At 68.7% G+C, this 16,651-nt stretch carries 18 protein-coding genes; all 18 read left to right on the forward strand.

The features are described 5' to 3' along the window. The first annotated feature begins 26 nt into the window (after positions 1-26). The 18 genes from ACIQZO_RS21250 to ACIQZO_RS21335 all read left to right on the forward strand — a co-directional run bounded on the left by ACIQZO_RS21250 (position 27) and on the right by ACIQZO_RS21335 (position 16,640). On the forward strand, positions 27-1,127 hold the full coding sequence (locus ACIQZO_RS21250; protein WP_403628224.1) for an LCP family protein: 1,101 nt from the start codon (positions 27-29) through the stop codon (positions 1,125-1,127). Positions 1,128-1,310: 183 nt separating this feature from the next. Continuing rightward, a complete protein-coding gene (gene rpmE, locus ACIQZO_RS21255) occupies positions 1,311-1,529 on the forward strand; it encodes a 50S ribosomal protein L31 (RefSeq protein WP_351293181.1) in 219 nt (72 codons plus the stop codon). Between the two features lie 124 nt (positions 1,530-1,653). Next, on the forward strand, positions 1,654-2,733 hold the full coding sequence (gene prfA, locus ACIQZO_RS21260) for a peptide chain release factor 1 (protein WP_403628226.1): 1,080 nt from the start codon (positions 1,654-1,656) through the stop codon (positions 2,731-2,733). A 49-nt stretch (positions 2,734-2,782) separates the two neighbouring features. Then, the gene (gene prmC, locus ACIQZO_RS21265; protein WP_327285488.1) at positions 2,783-3,628 is read left to right on the forward strand and encodes a peptide chain release factor N(5)-glutamine methyltransferase; all 846 of its coding nucleotides are present in this window, start codon (positions 2,783-2,785) and stop codon (positions 3,626-3,628) included. Positions 3,629-3,677: 49 nt separating this feature from the next. Continuing rightward, positions 3,678-4,325: an L-threonylcarbamoyladenylate synthase gene (locus tag ACIQZO_RS21270; RefSeq protein WP_403628228.1), complete on the forward strand. Its 648-nt coding sequence runs from the start codon at positions 3,678-3,680 to the stop codon at positions 4,323-4,325. Further along, positions 4,322-4,978, forward strand: coding sequence for a protein-tyrosine-phosphatase (locus tag ACIQZO_RS21275; RefSeq protein WP_403628230.1), 657 nt, complete (start codon positions 4,322-4,324; stop codon positions 4,976-4,978). The genes ACIQZO_RS21270 and ACIQZO_RS21275 overlap by 4 nt, the downstream gene beginning before the upstream one ends. Positions 4,979-5,114: 136 nt before the next feature. Beyond that, entirely contained in the window at positions 5,115-6,344 is a 1,230-nt protein-coding gene (glyA, locus tag ACIQZO_RS21280; protein WP_403628232.1) for a serine hydroxymethyltransferase, read from the forward strand. 104 nt (positions 6,345-6,448) lie between these two features. Further along, the gene (locus tag ACIQZO_RS21285; RefSeq protein WP_403628498.1) at positions 6,449-7,783 is read left to right on the forward strand and encodes an MraY family glycosyltransferase; all 1,335 of its coding nucleotides are present in this window, start codon (positions 6,449-6,451) and stop codon (positions 7,781-7,783) included. A gap of 418 nt (positions 7,784-8,201) precedes the next feature. Next, on the forward strand, positions 8,202-8,639 hold the full coding sequence (locus ACIQZO_RS21290; RefSeq protein ID WP_403628234.1) for a hypothetical protein: 438 nt from the start codon (positions 8,202-8,204) through the stop codon (positions 8,637-8,639). A 241-nt stretch (positions 8,640-8,880) separates the two neighbouring features. Continuing rightward, positions 8,881-9,687: a F0F1 ATP synthase subunit A gene (gene atpB, locus ACIQZO_RS21295; protein WP_403628500.1), complete on the forward strand. Its 807-nt coding sequence runs from the start codon at positions 8,881-8,883 to the stop codon at positions 9,685-9,687. Positions 9,688-9,764: 77 nt separating this feature from the next. Continuing rightward, positions 9,765-9,992: an ATP synthase F0 subunit C gene (atpE, locus tag ACIQZO_RS21300; RefSeq protein WP_030386954.1), complete on the forward strand. Its 228-nt coding sequence runs from the start codon at positions 9,765-9,767 to the stop codon at positions 9,990-9,992. Between the two features lie 40 nt (positions 9,993-10,032). Further along, positions 10,033-10,575, forward strand: coding sequence for a F0F1 ATP synthase subunit B (locus ACIQZO_RS21305; protein WP_403628237.1), 543 nt, complete (start codon positions 10,033-10,035; stop codon positions 10,573-10,575). Next, complete coding sequence (locus ACIQZO_RS21310) at positions 10,572-11,387, forward strand: F0F1 ATP synthase subunit delta (RefSeq protein ID WP_403628239.1); 816 nt, start codon at positions 10,572-10,574, stop codon at positions 11,385-11,387. The genes ACIQZO_RS21305 and ACIQZO_RS21310 overlap by 4 nt, the downstream gene beginning before the upstream one ends. A gap of 130 nt (positions 11,388-11,517) precedes the next feature. Then, positions 11,518-13,113, forward strand: a complete 1,596-nt coding sequence (gene atpA / locus ACIQZO_RS21315) for a F0F1 ATP synthase subunit alpha (protein ID WP_403628241.1) — start codon at positions 11,518-11,520, stop codon at positions 13,111-13,113. 20 nt (positions 13,114-13,133) lie between these two features. Beyond that, positions 13,134-14,051, forward strand: a complete 918-nt coding sequence (locus ACIQZO_RS21320; RefSeq protein ID WP_403628243.1) for a F0F1 ATP synthase subunit gamma — start codon at positions 13,134-13,136, stop codon at positions 14,049-14,051. Beyond that, positions 14,051-15,493, forward strand: coding sequence for a F0F1 ATP synthase subunit beta (atpD, locus tag ACIQZO_RS21325; protein ID WP_403628245.1), 1,443 nt, complete (start codon positions 14,051-14,053; stop codon positions 15,491-15,493). Before ACIQZO_RS21320 ends, atpD begins: the two co-directional genes overlap by 1 nt. Before the next feature lie 165 nt (positions 15,494-15,658). Continuing rightward, complete coding sequence (locus ACIQZO_RS21330) at positions 15,659-16,030, forward strand: F0F1 ATP synthase subunit epsilon (protein ID WP_030008701.1); 372 nt, start codon at positions 15,659-15,661, stop codon at positions 16,028-16,030. 163 nt (positions 16,031-16,193) lie between these two features. After that, positions 16,194-16,640, forward strand: a complete 447-nt coding sequence (locus tag ACIQZO_RS21335) for a DUF2550 domain-containing protein (protein WP_403628247.1) — start codon at positions 16,194-16,196, stop codon at positions 16,638-16,640. Positions 16,641-16,651: the final 11 nt, after the last annotated feature.

Genomic DNA, 16,651 nt, shown 5'->3' on the forward strand with positions numbered 1-16,651 from the left:
GGACCGGACCCAGGACTGAGGAGAGCATGACCGAGGAGAGCAAGGACCACGGCGGGCGCGCCGCGGCCAGGCGCCGACGCAAACCCGCGAAGCGCCGCAGGGCCCTCGCCATCGCCGCTTGGAGCGCCGCCGGGGTGGTCCTGCTCGGGGGTGCGGGCCTCGGCTACTTCTACTTCAAGTTCAACGGCAACCTGAAGACCGTCGACATCGACCAGGCGCTCGGTACCGACCGCCCGCAGAACGTCGACAACGGCTCGATGGACATCCTCGTCCTCGGCTCCGACTCCCGCGGCGGCGCCAACGGCGAGTACGGCCAGGACGACGGCGGCTCGGCCCGCTCCGACACGGCGATGATCATCCACCTGTACGAGGGCCACGAGAAGGCCAGCGTCGTCTCCATACCGCGCGACACCATGATCTCCCGCCCCTCCTGCGCGACGGCCGGCGGGAAGACCGACCCGGGCGGACAGCGCACCCAGTTCAACGAGGCGTTCACCGTCGGCGGGGCGGCCTGCGCGGTCAAGACCGTCGAGAAGATGTCGGGGATCCGCATGGATCACTACATCGAGGTCGACTTCACCGGCTTCAAGAAGATCATCGACAACCTCGGCGGCGTCGAGGTGACCACCAGCAAGCCGATCAAGGACGGCGCCAGCCACCTCGACCTGGCGGCCGGCACCAACAAGCTCAACGGCGAGCAGGCCCTCGGCCTCGTACGCACCCGCAAGAGCGTCGGCGACGGCAGCGACCTCGGCCGAATACAGCTGCAGCAGGCCTTCATCAAGGCGCTCATCAAGCAGGTCAAGGGCATCGGGCTCTTCGACAACCCGAAGAAGCTGCTCGACCTCGCCGACTCCGCCACCAAGGCGATCACCACCGACAAGGCGCTCGGTGATGTGAAATCCCTCATGGGCTTCGCCCAGGGCCTCCAGGGCATCGACGCCCAGGACATGCAGATGATCACGCTGCCGGTCACCACGGACGCCCGCGACGCCAACCGCGTGGCCCCCCTGACCAAGGAGACCAAGCTGGTCTGGGACGCCCTGCTGGCCGACCGGCCGATCCCGGCCGAGGCCACCGTGAACTCCTCCGGCGACAAGGGCACGGCCGGCTCGATCGTCCAGTAGGACCCCGTCCGCGACCCGCCGCCGGCGGGTCCGGAATAGATGGCGACCCCCTCCCGTTGAGGAAGGCGTCCTCAGAATTTTGACAGGCAGCCCGGTCCTGGCAGACTGGTCTGTCGGCCCCGGTTCACGCAGTGCGCAATTCGGCTCCTGCGACCCGGTGCCCTCCCGAAACTAGGAGACACCTTGAAGCGCGAAGTTCACCCCGAGTACGTCGAGACCCAGGTCAGCTGCACCTGTGGTGCGTCGTTCACCACCCGTAGCACCCTGACCGAGGGCTCCATCCGAGCCGAGGTCTGCTCCGAGTGCCACCCGTTCTACACGGGCAAGCAGAAGATCCTCGACACCGGTGGCCGCGTGGCCCGCTTCGAGGCGCGCTTCGGCAAGGGTGCGGCCAAGAAGTAGCGCGACCCAGGCGCCGGTCTCCGGCCGCCCCCTGTCCACTCGGGGGCGGCCGGACCGGCGCCTTTGTCGTCGTTCCGGATCGTCCCCCCTGTAGTCCTTCGCACTTTCACCCCAGGAGTCCCCGATGTTCGAAGCGGTCGAGGAATTGGTCGGCGAACACGCCGATCTTGAGAAGAAGCTCGCCGACCCTTCGGTCCACTCGGATCAGGCCAACGCGCGCAAGCTGAACAAGCGCTACGCGGAGCTGACCCCGATCGTCGCGACCTTCCGTGCCTGGAAGCAGTCCGCCGAGGACATCGAGACGGCCAAGGAGTTCGCGGCCGCCGACCCCGACTTCGCCGCCGAGGCCAAGGAACTGACCGCACAGCGCGAGGAGCTCACCGAGAAGCTCCGCCTGCTGCTCGTTCCGCGCGACCCCAGCGACGACAAGGACGTGCTCCTCGAGGTCAAGGCGGGCGCGGGCGGCGACGAGTCGGCCCTGTTCGCCGGCGACCTGCTGCGCATGTACCTGCGCTACGCCGAGCGCGTGGGCTGGAAGACCGAGATCATCGACGCCACCGAGTCCGAGCTCGGCGGCTACAAGGACGTCCAGGTCTCCGTCCGCACCAAGGGCGGCAACGGCGCCACCGAGCCCGGCCAGGGCGTCTGGGCCCGCCTGAAGTACGAGGGCGGCGTGCACCGCGTCCAGCGGGTTCCGGCCACCGAGTCCCAGGGCCGCATCCACACCTCCGCCGCGGGTGTGCTCGTCACCCCGGAGGCCGAGGAGGTCGAGGTCGAGGTCAACATGAACGACCTCCGCATCGACGTGTACCGCTCGTCCGGTCCCGGCGGCCAGTCCGTCAACACCACCGACTCGGCCGTGCGCATCACGCACCTCCCGACCGGCGTGGTCGCCTCCTGCCAGAACGAGAAGAGCCAGCTCCAGAACAAGGAGCAGGCCATGCGTATCCTGCGCTCGCGGCTGCTGGCCGCCGCCCAGGAGGCCGCCGAGCAGGAGGCCTCGGACGTGCGCCGCAGCCAGGTGCGCTCCGTGGACCGTTCCGAGAAGATCCGTACGTACAACTACCCGGAAAACCGGATCTCGGACCACCGGACCGGTTTCAAGGCGTACAACTTGGACCAGGTGCTCGACGGTGACCTCGACGCGGTCATCCAGGCCTGTGCAGACACGGACTCCGCGGCCAAGCTCGCGGCCGCGCACTGACCCGATCCCCGCACCACCCCCCCGTACGACAGCAGCCCGGAGGACCAGCGTGAACTTGCTGCTTGCCGAGGTGGCCCAGGCCACCCAGCGGCTGGCCGCCGCCGGCGTGCCCTCACCGCGCTTCGACGCGGAGGAGCTCGCCGCCTTCGTGCACGGCGTCAAGCGGGGGGAACTGCACCACGTCAAGGACGCGGACTTCGACGCCCGCTACTGGGAGGCCGTCGCCCGCCGCGAGGCGCGCGAGCCGCTCCAGCACATCACCGGCCGCGCCTTCTTCCGGTACCTGGAGCTCCAGGTCGGGCCGGGGGTCTTCGTGCCGCGGCCGGAGACCGAATCGGTCGTCGACTGGGCCATACACGCCGTCCGTGCGATGGACGTCGTCGAGCCGCTGATCGTGGACCTGTGCACCGGCTCCGGCGCGATCGCGCTGGCCATGGCCCAGGAGGTGCCGCGCTCGCGCGTGCACGCGGTCGAGCTGTCCGAGGACGCCCTGCGGTGGACCCGCAAGAACGCCGAGGGCTCCCGGGTCACCGTCCACCAGGGCGACGCCCTGAGCGCGCTGCCCGAGCTCGACGGCCAGGTCGACCTGGTCATCTCCAACCCGCCGTACATCCCGCTCACCGAGTGGGAGTACGTCGCCCCCGAGGCCCGCGACCACGATCCGGAGATGGCGCTCTTCTCCGGCGAGGACGGCCTCGACACCATCCGAGGTATCGAACGCACCGCCCACCGGCTGCTGCGGCCCGGCGGCATCGTCGTCATCGAGCACGCCGACACCCAGGGCGGCCAGGTGCCGTGGATCTTCGCCGACGAGCGGGGCTGGGCCGACGCGGCCGACCACCCGGACCTCAACAACCGTCCCCGCTTCGCGACCGCCCGCAAGGCCCTGCCGTGACCGGCGCGACGATTTCCGCCACCCACCTGCTGCACGAGGAGGCCCGCTGATGGCCCGGCGATACGACTGCAACGACGCGACGGACCGTAAGACGGGTCTGCGTGAAGCCGCGTCCGCCGTGCGCCGCGGCGAGCTCGTCGTGCTGCCCACCGACACCCTGTACGGGATCGGCGCGGACGCCTTCAGCCCGGAGGCCGTCCACGACCTGCTCGCCGCCAAGGGCCGGGGCCGCGGCATGCCCACCCCGGTGCTCATCGGCTCTCCGAACACGCTCCACGGCCTCGTCACCGACTTCTCCGAGCAGGCCTGGGAACTCGTCGACGCCTTCTGGCCGGGCGCGCTGACCCTGGTCGCCAAGCACCAGCCCTCGCTGGCGTGGGACCTGGGCGACACCGGCGGCACCGTGGCCGTGCGCATGCCGCTGCACCCCGTCGCGATCGAGCTGCTGACCGAGGTCGGCCCGATGGCGGTGTCCTCGGCCAATCTGTCCGGGCACCCCGCGCCCGAGGACTGCGACGCCGCGCGCGAGATGCTCGGCGACTCCGTGTCCGTGTACCTGGACGGCGGCCCGACGCCCGGCATCCAGCCGTCGTCGATCGTCGACGTCACCGGGAAGGTTCCCGTCCTGCTGCGCGAGGGGGCGCTCACCGCAGACCAGCTGCGGGAGGTCGTACCCGACCTCGAGGTCGGCCCGTGAGCCCTGAGGGGCGTGGCATAGCAGGGGGGTACCGCCCGCCGGTAGCCGGGGGAAACACTTTCCGCATACTCCACGTCAGCACCGGGAACGTATGCCGCTCGCCCATCACCGAGCGGCTGACTCGGCATGCCCTCTCGCACCGACTGGGCGGCCCCGTCACCGGCGACCTCATCGTGGAGAGCGCCGGCACCTGGGGCCACGAGGGCGCCCCGATGGAGGCGAACGCGGCCGCCGTGCTGGCGGACTTCGGCGCCGACGCGTCCGGGTTCACCGGGCGGGAGCTGCTGGACGAGCACGTCATACGCGCGGACCTGGTGCTGACCGCCACCCGTGACCACCGGGCCCAGGTCATCTCGATGGGCCACTCCGCCGGTCTGCGCACCTTCACGCTGAAGGAGTTCACCCGCCTGGTGCGGGCGATAGACCCGGCCACCCTGCCGCCGCTGGACGACGGCATGGCGGAGCGGGCGCGGTCACTGGTCCGGGCCGCCGCGGCGCTGCGCGGCTGGCTGCTGGCGCCGTCTCCGGACGCGGACGAGGTGTACGACCCGTACGGGGCGCCGATCACCTTCTTCCGCTCGATCGGCGACGAGATCAACACGGCGCTCGACCCGGTGGTCACGGCCCTGACGGGCGTCACCACCCCGCGCTGACACGTCGAGGAGGGGCCGGCCAGGCGCTGGACCCGGGCGGGACGGCCCTGACGGGCGTGACCGCTCCGCGCTGACAGGGCACGGCGGGGTCCGCGGGCCTACAGTGGCTGGTACCCGGTACCTCTGGAGTCGCGCCATGAGCGTCATCACCCAGCCCACGGACCTGCTGCGCATGCAGGACCCGCAGATGGCCGACGTACTGGCCGGGGAGCGGCAGCGGCAGGCCGACACGTTGCAGATGAGCGCCGCGGAGAACTTCACCTCGAGCGCCGTGCTCGCCGCGCTCGGCTCCGCGCTCGCCAACAAGTACGCCGAGGGCTATCCGGGCGCCCGGCACCACGGCGGCTGCGAGTACGCCGATCTGGCCGAGCAGACCGCCGTGGAGCGGGCCAAGGCGCTGTTCGGCGCCGAGCACGCCAACGTGCAGCCGCACTCCGGCTCCTCCGCCGTCCTCGCCGCGTACGCCGCCCTGCTGCGCCCCGGGGACACCGTGCTGGCGATGGGGCTGCCGTACGGGGGCCACCTCACCCACGGGTCGCCCGCCAATATCTCCGGGCGCTGGTTCGACTTCGTCGGGTACGGGGTCGACGCCGAGACCGGGCTCATCGACTACCGGCAGGTCCAGCGCCTCGCCCACGCGCACCGGCCCAGGGCGATCGTCTGCGGCTCGATCTCCTACCCCCGCCACCTTGAGTACTCGGCCTTCCGCGAGATCGCCGACGAGGTCGGCGCCCTCCTCATCGCGGACGCCGCCCATCCGATCGGGCTGGTGGCAGGCGGGGCCGCGCCCAGCCCCGTTCCGTACGCCGACGTCGTCTGCGCGACCACGCACAAGGTGCTGCGCGGTCCGCGCGGCGGGATGCTGCTGTGCGGAGCCGAGTACGCGGAGCGCATCGACCGGGCGGTGTTCCCCTTCACCCAGGGCGGGGCGCAGATGCACACGATCGCCGCCAAGGCCGTGGCCTTCGGCGAGGCGGCCCGGCCGGCCTTCACCACGTACGCCCACCGGGTCGTCGCCAATGCCCGCGTCCTGGCGGCCGAGCTCCAGGAGCACGGATTCGCCGTCACCACCGGCGGTACCGACACCCACCTGATCGCCGCCGATCCGGCAGCGCTCGGCGTGGACGGCCCGACCGCCCGTGGCCGGCTCGCCGCCGCCGGGATCGTGCTGGACACCTGCGCCCTCCCGTACGGGGACCAGCGCGGCATCCGGCTGGGAACGGCCGCCGTGACCACCCAGGGGATGGGGGAGGCGGAGATGGTCCGGATCGCGGCATTGTTCGCCGCGGCGCTGGACGGGGATGGCGTGAAAACACGTACGGAGGTCGGCGAGCTCACGATCGGATTTCCCCCCTACGGGGCGTAAACGGGGCAAGCAGGGCGTAGTGGAACCGCAATGCCAGCACCTCGCGTCCTCGGAGGAGGTGACATCGCAGCTAATGTGTGGGGCTGAGATGGCCGGCGATACATCTGGGGCAGCCCGTGCGTGAATATCTGCTGACGCTTTGCGTCACGGTCGCGGTGACCTACCTGCTGACCGGGCCCGTGCGGAAGTTCGCGATCGCGGCCGGGGCCATGCCGGAGATCCGTGCCCGCGACGTGCACCGCGAGCCCACACCGAGACTGGGCGGCATCGCCATGTTCGGCGGTCTGTGCGCCGGCCTGCTGGTCGCCGACCACCTGCGGAACCTCAACGGTGTCTTCGAGCTGTCGAACGAACCACGGGCGCTGCTCTCCGGCGCCGCTCTGATCTGGCTGATCGGCGTGCTCGACGACAAGTTCGAGATCGACGCCCTCATCAAGCTCGGCGCGCAGATGATCGCCGCCGGCGTGATGGTCATCCAGGGCCTGACCATCCTGTGGATCCCGGTGCCGTTCATCGGCACGGTCGCGCTCACCCAGTGGCAGGGCAACCTGCTCACCGTGGCGCTCGTCGTGATCACCATCAACGCGGTGAACTTCGTCGACGGCCTCGACGGCCTGGCCGCCGGCATGGTCTGCATCGCCGCGGCCGCGTTCTTCCTCTACTCGTACCGGATCTGGTTCGGCTACGGCATCGAGGCGGCCGCGCCCGCCACCCTCTTCGCCGCGATCCTGATGGGCATGTGCCTCGGCTTCCTGCCGCACAACATGCATCCCGCCCGCATCTTCATGGGCGACTCCGGCTCGATGCTCATCGGCCTGGTGCTCGCCGCCTCCGCGATCTCGATCAGCGGCCAGGTGGACCCGGACGCGCTGGCCCTGTTCGCGGGTGGTGAGCGCAACGCGACGCACGCGATGTTCCCCGTCTTCATCCCGCTGATCCTGCCGCTGACGATCATCGCGATTCCGATGGCGGACCTGGTTCTGGCCATCGTCCGGCGTACGTGGAAGGGCCAGTCGCCCTTCGCGGCAGACCGGGGGCACCTCCACCACCGACTGCTGGAGCTCGGGCATTCGCACAGTCGCGCGGTGCTGATCATGTACTTCTGGTCGGGCCTGATCGCCTTCGGCACGGTGGCCTACTCGGTGCATTCCGCCTCGATGTGGATCGTGCTCGCGATCGCCGCGCTGAGTGCGGTGGGCCTGATCCTGCTGCTCCTGCCGCGCTTCACACCGCGTGCTCCGCGCTGGGCGCAGGGTCTGGTCCCGCCGCGCTACCGGCACGCCGAACGGGCGGCCGAGGCCGCCGCACGGGACGCCTCGGGCACGGAACCGGAGCCCGCGAGGCCCATCGCCGCGGGAGTCTCCGGGGTCAACGGGGCGACCGCGGTGGGTCCCCGTTCGCGCTTCCCCGACCGGCGCAAGGCCGGATCCGCCCGCTGACGGCCAACGGGAAGCACCGGTATCAAGAACATTGGGTGCTGATCCGATCGACCGATGATGTGCCGTGGGCCCCGCGAGACGCGGGGCCCACGCTCGCGTGCGCGGTCAAGCCCGCGAGTCCGGCGCCCACGATCGAGCACGTCCGCGCTGGTGCTCATTACGGACGTCGAATGCCAATACCAGACAAGCTGCCCGCCTGTCGCGCACACACGCGCAGGGTCACTCTCATGTGTGACAGTCGGCACACCGAGCAGGTAAAGCTCTCATCAAATAGTTTGTGATACCGTTCACTAAACCCGGCGACAGAGCCGAAGGACCGTAGTGCGACGGTCCCTTGGCCCGAGGTTCCCTCTCGGACCGGGCTTACGCTCGTCCCGTACGAGTCCAGTGCCCCCACCACCACGCGGAGCAAACCGCCATGCGGTCAGATGATGTCCGACTCCTCCTGCAAGCCGCCGTACCCACGGCTGTCGCCGGCGCTATCGCCGCGCTGATCAGCTGGTTGGTCGTCGGCGGCAAGGGCGCAGTCGGGGCCGTCGTCGCGACGCTGGTCGTGATGTTGTTCATGGGCATCGGATTCGTCGTTCTGCAGCGCACGGCGAAATCACTCCCGCATCTCTTCCAGGCCATGGGGCTCATGCTCTACACGGCCCAGATTCTGCTGCTTTTCGTGTTTGTCGCGGCGTTCAAGAACACCACCCTGTTCAACCCCAAGGCGTTCGCGATCACGCTCGTCGCCACCACCCTGGTGTGGATCGGCGCGCAGACCCGTGCTCATATGAAGGCCAAGATTCTTTACGTCGAACCGGACTCGGTGAAGGGCGACAAGCCCGAGAATCCGGGGCCGAAGTCGTGAAGGGTAGGGCCGGGATAAGTGGGCGTTCGAGATCCTGCTATCGTCCGGTGCCAACTGCGGCACTGCGGGCGCGGGCATCTGAGCTGACGCCTGTTCCATCGCGAGGCTCGATGCCTGACTGCCGCCCCACCATCCGTTACACCAGTCCAGTGCCGAACCGCGGCTGCGCGCCGCGCCGACACAACGAGGTTGCCGTACCTATGCGCCACGCTGAAGGAGCCCTGCGGTGAGTGCTGCTGACATGACGCTCGCCTTCGAGATCAATTGTCATTTCGAAGACGGCACTGGCTGCGGCTTCCCGGGCCCGACCCTGTACTCGTTCCTGTTCAAGCCGATCTTCGGTGACGACAGCGGCCTGTACTTCAACAAGACGATGCTGCTGGCCCTGCTGGGCTCGGTCATCATCGTCGGCTTCTTCTGGGCCGCGTTCCGGAAGCCGAAGGTCGTCCCGGGCAAGCTGCAGATGGTCGCCGAGGCCGGCTACGACTTCGTGCGCCGCGGCATCGTCTACGAGACGCTGGGCAAGAAGGAAGGCGAGAAGTACGTCCCCTTCATGGTCGCGACGTTCTTCTTCGTCTGGATGATGAACCTCTGGTCGATCGTCCCGCTCGCCCAGTTCCCGGTGACCGCGGTCATCGCGTACCCGGCCGGTCTCGCCGCGGTCATCTACGTCATGTGGATGTCGGTGACCTTCAAGCGCCACGGCTTCGTCGGCGGCTTCAAGAACATCACCGGCTACGACAAGTCCCTCGGCGGGATCCTGCCGCTGGTCATGGTGATCGAGTTCTTCTCGAACGTGCTGGTCCGCCCCTTCACCCACGCGGTCCGACTGTTCGCGAACATGTTCGCCGGCCACACCCTGCTGCTGCTGTTCACCATCGCCAGCTGGTACCTGCTGAACGGGATCGGCATCGCCTACGCGGGCGTCTCGTTCGTCATGGTCATCGTGATGACCGCGTTCGAGCTCTTCATCCAGGCCGTCCAGGCCTACGTCTTCGTGCTCCTGGCCTGCAGCTTCCTGCAGGGCGCGGTAGCCGAACACCACTGAGCCAAGCCGCTCCGCAACCCCCCCAGTCGTCCGGTGGCCAACCCCCACCGGTCCGTGAAAGAGAAGGAAGAACTGGCATGTCCCAGACCCTTGCTGCCGTCACCGGTTCCCTCAGCTCCGTGGGCTACGGCCTCGCGGCCATCGGCCCCGGCGTCGGCGTCGGCATCATCTTCGGTAACGGCACCCAGGCGCTCGCCCGTCAGCCCGAAGCTGCCGGTCTGATCCGCGCCAACCAGATCCTCGGCTTCGCCTTCTGTGAGGCGCTCGCCCTCATCGGTCTGGTCATGCCGTTCGTCTACAGCTGACGAACCCCACGACTAGTCCGAATCGACGAAAGGCACTGATGTGAACCTCCTGGTTCTCGCGGCCGAGGAGCCGGGTAACCCCCTCGTCCCGCCGATCCCCGAGCTCGTCATCGGTCTGCTCGCCTTCGTCATCGTCTTCGGTTTCCTCGCGAAGAAGCTCCTCCCGAACATCAACAAGGTTCTGGAAGAGCGCCGCGAGGCCATCGAAGGCGGTATCGAGAAGGCGGAATCCGCCCAGACCGAGGCCCAGAGCGTCCTGGAGCAGTACAAGGCCCAGCTCGCCGAAGCCCGGCACGAGGCCGCGCGCCTGCGCCAGGAAGCGCTGGAGCAGGGCACTGCGCTCAAGGAAGAACTGCGCGCAGAGGGCCAGCGGCAGCGTGAGGAGATCATCGCTGCCGGCCACGCCCAGATCGCGGCGGACCGCAAGGCCGCCTCGCATGCGCTGCGTCAGGACGTGGGCAAGCTCGCCACCGACCTGGCCGGAAAGCTTGTCGGCGAGTCCCTCGAGGACCACGCCCGGCAGAGCCGCACCATCGACCGTTTCCTCAGCGAGCTTGAGGAGAAGGCCGAGGCGGCCCGATGAACGGAGCGAGCCGCGAGGCGCTGGCCTCCGCGCGTGAGCGTCTCGACGCGCTGACGGACAACACGTCCGTCGACGCGGCGAAGCTCGCCGGCGAGCTGGCTGCCGTCACCGCGCTGCTCGACCGTGAGGTCTCGCTGCGTCGGGTCCTCACCGACCCGGCGCAGTCCGGCGAGGCCAAGGCCGAGCTGGCCGGTCGGCTGCTCGGCGCCCAGGTCGGCGGGGAAACCCTCGACCTGGTGTCCGGCATGGTCCGGTCCCGCTGGTCGCAGTCCCGCGACCTGGTGGACGCGCTGGAGGAGCTGGCGGCCACCGCCGACCTCACGGCGGCCCAGCAGGGCGACGCGCTCGACAACGTCGAGGACGAGGTGTTCCGGTTCGGCCGGATCGTCTCCTCGAACACCGAGCTGCGTTCCGCGCTGACCGACCGCGGCGCCACCACCTCGGCCAAGAGCGAGCTGCTGCGCAGCCTGCTCGGCGGCAAGGTGAACGCCGTCACCGAGCGCCTGGTGATCCGTCTTGTCACGCACCCGCGTGGACGTAGCCTGGAAGCGGGACTCGAGTCCCTGTCCAAGCTCGCCGCCGAGCGCCGTGACCGCATGGTCGCCACCGTGACCAGCGCGGTTCCGCTCAGCGACGTGCAGAAGGCGCGTCTCGGTGCGGTGCTGGCCAAGCTGTACGGCCGCCAGATGCACCTGAACCTCGACGTGGACCCCGAGGTCCTCGGCGGGATCACGGTGCGAGTCGGCGACGAGGTCATCGACGGCACCATCGCGGACCGCCTCGCCGAGGCGTCGCGCCGCATGGCCGGCTGACCAGCCACCAAAAGAACAAAAGCATTCCTAGCGGCCCGGTTGGGCCGTGCAGAACTTGCAGAAGATTCCTGGGGGTCGCCCCCAGACCCCTAAGAAGCTTCAGGCCCAACAAGGAGAGCAGGGAACCCAGATGGCGGAGCTCACGATCCGGCCGGAGGAGATCCGGGACGCACTGGAGAACTTTGTCCAGTCGTACCAGCCGGACGCGGCCTCGCGCGAGGAGGTCGGAACGGTCAGCGTTGCCGGCGACGGCATCGCGAAGGTGGAGGGCCTGCCCTCCGCCATGGCGAACGAGCTGCTGAAGTTCGAGGACGGCACCCTCGGTCTCGCCCTCAACCTCGAGGAGCGCGAGATCGGTGCGGTCGTCCTCGGCGAGTTCAGCGGTATCGAGGAGGGCCAGCCGGTGCAGCGCACCGGTGAGGTGCTCTCCGTCGGCGTCGGCGAGGGCTACCTCGGCCGCGTAGTCGACCCGCTCGGCAACCCGATCGACGGCCTCGGCGAGATCGCGACCGAAGGCCGTCGCGCCCTGGAGCTGCAGGCTCCGGGCGTCATGGTCCGTAAGTCGGTCCACGAGCCGATGCAGACCGGCTACAAGGCCATCGACGCCATGGTGCCGGTCGGCCGCGGTCAGCGTCAGCTGATCATCGGTGACCGTCAGACGGGTAAGACCGCGCTGGCCGTCGACACGATCATCAACCAGCGCGACAACTGGCGCTCGGGCGACGTGAACAAGCAGGTTCGCTGCATCTACGTCGCCATCGGCCAGAAGGGCTCGACCATCGCGTCCGTTCGCGGCGCCCTGGAAGACGCCGGCGCGCTCGAGTACACGACGATCGTCGCCGCCCCGGCGTCCGACCCGGCCGGCTTCAAGTACCTGGCGCCGTACACCGGTTCCGCCATCGGCCAGCACTGGATGTACGCCGGCAAGCACGTCCTGATCATCTTCGACGACCTGTCGAAGCAGGCCGACGCCTACCGCGCCGTGTCGCTGCTGCTGCGCCGCCCGCCGGGCCGCGAGGCCTACCCGGGTGACGTCTTCTACCTGCACTCCCGTCTGCTGGAGCGCTGCGCGAAGCTGTCCGACGAGATGGGTGCCGGTTCGATGACCGGTCTGCCGATCGTCGAGACCAAGGCGAACGACGTGTCGGCGTTCATCCCGACCAACGTCATCTCCATCACCGACGGCCAGTGCTTCCTGGAGTCCGACCTGTTCAACGCGGGCCAGCGCCCGGCGCTGAACGTCGGTATCTCGGTCTCCCGCGTCGGTGGCTCCGCCCAGCACAAGGCCATGAAGCAGGTGTCCGGCCGTCTGCGCCTGGACCTCGCCCAGTACCGCGAGCTGGAGGCGTTCGCCGCCTTCGGTTCCGACCTGGACGCCGCTTCGAAGGCTTCGCTGGAGCGCGGCAAGCGCCTGGTCGAGCTGCTGAAGCAGGGCCAGTACCAGCCGATGCCCGTCGAGGAGCAGGTCGTCTCCGTCTGGGCCGGTACCACCGGCAAGATGGACGATGTCCCGGTGAACGACGTCCGTCGCTTCGAGTCGGAGCTGCTGGAGCACCTGCGCCGCGAGCGCAAGGACCTCCTCACCTCCATCGCCGACGGCGGCAAGATGTCGGACGACACCCTGTCCTCCATCGCGGACGCCATCGCTTCCTTCAAGCGCCAGTTCGAGACCTCGGACGGCAAGCTCCTGGGCGAGGACGCACCGGCCGTCAACGTCTCCAAGTGACGACGGAAGGGACCTGACTCATGGGAGCGCAGCTCCGGGTCTACAAGCGTCGCATCCGTGCCATCACGGCGACCAAGAAGATCACCAAGGCGATGGAGATGATCGCCGCCTCGCGCATCGTCAAGGCGCAGCGCAAGGTGGCGGCATCGATGCCGTACGCGACCGAGCTCACCCGTGCGGTGACCGCGGTGGCGACCGGCTCCAACACCAAGCACGCCCTGACGACCGAGGTCGAGGCGCCGACCCGTGCCGCGATCGTGCTCATCACGAGCGACCGCGGTCTGGCCGGCGGCTACTCCTCGAATGCCATCAAGCAGGCGGAGCGGCTCACCGAGCGGCTCCGCGGCGAGGGCAAGGAGGTCGACACCTACATCGTCGGCCGTAAGGGTCTGGCCTACTACGGCTTCCGCGAGCGCAAGGTCGCGGATTCGTGGACCGGCTTCACCGACAGCCCGGCCTACGCCGACGCCAAGCGCGTCGCAGGGCCGCTGATCGAGGCCATCCAGCTGGAAACGGCCGAGGGTGGCGTCGACGAGCTGCACATCGTCTTCACGGAATTCGTGTCGATGATGACGCAGAACCCGGTCGACGGCCGGATGCTGCCGCTCAGCCTCGATCAGGCTCAGGAGGAGACCGGTGCGAAGGGCGAGATCCTTCCGCTGTTCGACTTCGAGCCGTCGGCGGAGGACGTCCTCGACGCCCTGCTGCCGCGCTACGTCGAGAGCCGTATCTACAACGCACTGCTGCAGTCGGCCGCTTCCGAGCACGCCGCCCGCCGCCGCGCGATGAAGGCGGCGACCGACAACGCCGGAGACCTCATCAAGAGCCTCTCCCGGCTTGCCAACGCGGCCCGCCAGGCCGAAATCACCCAGGAAATCAGCGAGATCGTCGGTGGCGCGAGCGCCATGGCTGACGCGACCGCGGGGAGTGACAAGTAATGACGACCACTGCTCAGACGGCCGCCGCCACGGGCCGTGTCGCCCGGGTCATCGGCCCGGTCGTCGACGTGGAGTTCCCCGTCGACGCCATGCCCGAGATCTACAACGCGCTGAAGGTCCAGGTCGCCGACCCGGCCCAGGACGGCGCGCTCAAGACCCTGACCCTCGAGGTCGCGCAGCACCTGGGTGACGGCCTCGTCCGTACCATCTCGATGCAGCCGACCGACGGTCTGGTCCGCCAGGCCGCGGTGACCGACACGGGCGAGGGCATCACCGTCCCCGTCGGTGACTTCACCAAGGGCAAGGTCTTCAACACCCTCGGTGAGGTGCTGAACTACCCGGAGGAGAACGCCAACGTCACCGAGCGCTGGCCGATCCACCGCAAGGCGCCCCGCTTCGACGAGCTCGAGTCGAAGACCGAGATGTTCGAGACCGGCGTCAAGGTCATCGACCTTCTCACCCCGTACGTCAAGGGTGGAAAGATCGGTCTGTTCGGTGGTGCCGGTGTCGGCAAGACCGTTCTGATCCAGGAAATGATCTACCGCGTCGCCAACAACCACGACGGTGTGTCGGTGTTCGCGGGTGTCGGTGAGCGTACCCGTGAGGGCAACGACCTCATCGAGGAGATGGCCGAGTCCGGCGTCATCGACAAGACGGCGCTTGTCTTCGGTCAGATGGACGAGCCCCCGGGCACCCGTCTGCGCGTCGCCCTTGCCGGTCTGACCATGGCGGAGTACTTCCGCGATGTGCAGAAGCAGGACGTGCTCTTCTTCATCGACAACATCTTCCGGTACACCCAGGCGGGTTCCGAGGTGTCGACCCTGCTCGGCCGTATGCCCTCCGCGGTGGGTTACCAGCCGAACCTGGCCGACGAGATGGGTCTCCTCCAGGAGCGCATCACCTCGACCCGTGGTCACTCGATCACCTCGATGCAGGCGATCTACGTCCCCGCGGACGACCTGACCGACCCGGCGCCGGCGACCACCTTCGCCCACCTCGACGCGACGACGGTTCTCTCCCGTCCGATCTCCGAGAAGGGCATCTACCCGGCCGTGGACCCGCTGGACTCGACGTCCCGCATCCTCGACCCGCGGTACATCGCGGCGGACCACTACGCCACGGCGATGCGCGTCAAGGGGATCCTGCAGAAGTACAAGGACCTCCAGGACATCATCGCGATCCTCGGTATCGACGAGCTGGGCGAGGAGGACAAGCTCGTTGTCCACCGTGCCCGTCGTGTCGAGCGCTTCCTGTCGCAGAACACCCACGTCGCCAAGCAGTTCACCGGCGTGGACGGTTCGGACGTTCCGCTCGAGGAGTCGATCATCGCGTTCAACGCGATCTGCGACGGTGACTACGACCACTTCCCCGAGCAGGCGTTCTTCCTGTGCGGTGGTATCGAGGACCTGAAGGCGAACGCCAAGGAGCTGGGCGTCTCCTGATCGGGCGCGCTCCGCGAGGGGCGCATCCGGTTCGCAGGCCGCCAGCGAATGCTGACCGTGTCTGTAGACGGAGAGGGGCGGGTATGTCCCGTCCCTCTCCTCACGCCCATTAGAATTTGACCCAACACCCGGCCGACCCGCCGGGTGGTGACCCGAGGAGCCACCTTGGCTGCTGAGCTGCACGTCGAGCTGGTCGCGGCGGACCGCAATGTCTGGTCCGGCGAGGCCACCCTTGTTGTCGCCCGCACCACGTCCGGCGACATCGGCGTCATGCCCGGTCACCAGCCGCTTCTCGGTGTGCTGGAATCGGGCCCGGTGACCATCCGCACCAGTGACGGCAACACCGTCGTCGCCGCGGTGCACGGCGGTTTCATCTCGTTCGCGGACAACAAGCTGTCCCTGCTGGCCGAGATCGCCGAGCTCGCGGACGAGATTGACGTCCAGCGTGCGGAGCGGGCACTGGAGCGTGCGAAGGCGGAGGCGGATGCCGCCGCCGAGCGTCGCGCTGATGTCCGGCTGCGCGCCGTAACGGGCTGAATGCCCGTCGGAGTTTGATCGTTTGAGTCCCGGGGGGCGACCGCCGGGACTCAGCAGACCTCAGCCGCGGTCCGTGCTGGAATTTTCCAGACCGGGTCGCGGCTGAGGCGATGCGGGTCCGTTTTTTCTCATGCGTATTCGATGAGCGAGGAGGTCGGTGAAGATGCTCCTCGCTCTGCTTGTGAGCGGCCTGGTCGTAACCCTGGTGGTGATCGGGCTGTTTGTCTTCGGACTGCGCCGCAGACTCATCCAGCGGTCCGGCGGCACCTTCGACTGCAGCATGCGCTGGGGTGTCTCGGAGGAGCCCGATATTTCCGGCAAGGGCTGGGTGTACGGGGTCGCGCGCTACAGCGGTGACCGGATCGAGTGGTTCCGGGTGTTCTCGTACTCCCCGCGGCCGCGCCGGCTGCTGGAGCGCTCCTCCATCGAGGTCGTCGCCCGCCGCGCCCCGGAGGGCGAGGAGGAGCTGGCCCTGCTCTCCGACGCCGTCGTGCTCGGCTGTGTCCACCAGGGGACCCGCCTGGAGCTGGCGATGAGCGATGACGCGCTGACCGGCTTCCTGGCCTGGCTGGAGGCGGCGCCTCCCGGCCAGAGGGTGAATGTTGCCTGAATTCTTTTCCC

It is taken from the genome of Streptomyces sp. NPDC097617, assembly GCF_044761485.1.
Taxonomy (GTDB): domain Bacteria; phylum Actinomycetota; class Actinomycetes; order Streptomycetales; family Streptomycetaceae; genus Streptomyces.

Coding starts and splice junctions, on each gene's coding strand:
- atpB (WP_403628500.1), top strand. CDS start 8,881: ATGACGCTCGCCTTCGAGATCAATTGTCATTTCGAAGACGGCACTGGC.
- ACIQZO_RS21270 (WP_403628228.1), top strand. CDS start 3,678: ATGGCCCGGCGATACGACTGCAACGACGCGACGGACCGTAAGACGGGT.
- ACIQZO_RS21290 (WP_403628234.1), top strand. CDS start 8,202: ATGCGGTCAGATGATGTCCGACTCCTCCTGCAAGCCGCCGTACCCACG.
- ACIQZO_RS21310 (WP_403628239.1), top strand. CDS start 10,572: ATGAACGGAGCGAGCCGCGAGGCGCTGGCCTCCGCGCGTGAGCGTCTC.
- atpA (WP_403628241.1), top strand. CDS start 11,518: ATGGCGGAGCTCACGATCCGGCCGGAGGAGATCCGGGACGCACTGGAG.
- atpE (WP_030386954.1), top strand. CDS start 9,765: ATGTCCCAGACCCTTGCTGCCGTCACCGGTTCCCTCAGCTCCGTGGGC.
- ACIQZO_RS21335 (WP_403628247.1), top strand. CDS start 16,194: ATGCTCCTCGCTCTGCTTGTGAGCGGCCTGGTCGTAACCCTGGTGGTG.
- ACIQZO_RS21250 (WP_403628224.1), top strand. CDS start 27: ATGACCGAGGAGAGCAAGGACCACGGCGGGCGCGCCGCGGCCAGGCGC.
- prfA (WP_403628226.1), top strand. CDS start 1,654: ATGTTCGAAGCGGTCGAGGAATTGGTCGGCGAACACGCCGATCTTGAG.
- atpD (WP_403628245.1), top strand. CDS start 14,051: ATGACGACCACTGCTCAGACGGCCGCCGCCACGGGCCGTGTCGCCCGG.
- glyA (WP_403628232.1), top strand. CDS start 5,115: ATGAGCGTCATCACCCAGCCCACGGACCTGCTGCGCATGCAGGACCCG.
- ACIQZO_RS21320 (WP_403628243.1), top strand. CDS start 13,134: ATGGGAGCGCAGCTCCGGGTCTACAAGCGTCGCATCCGTGCCATCACG.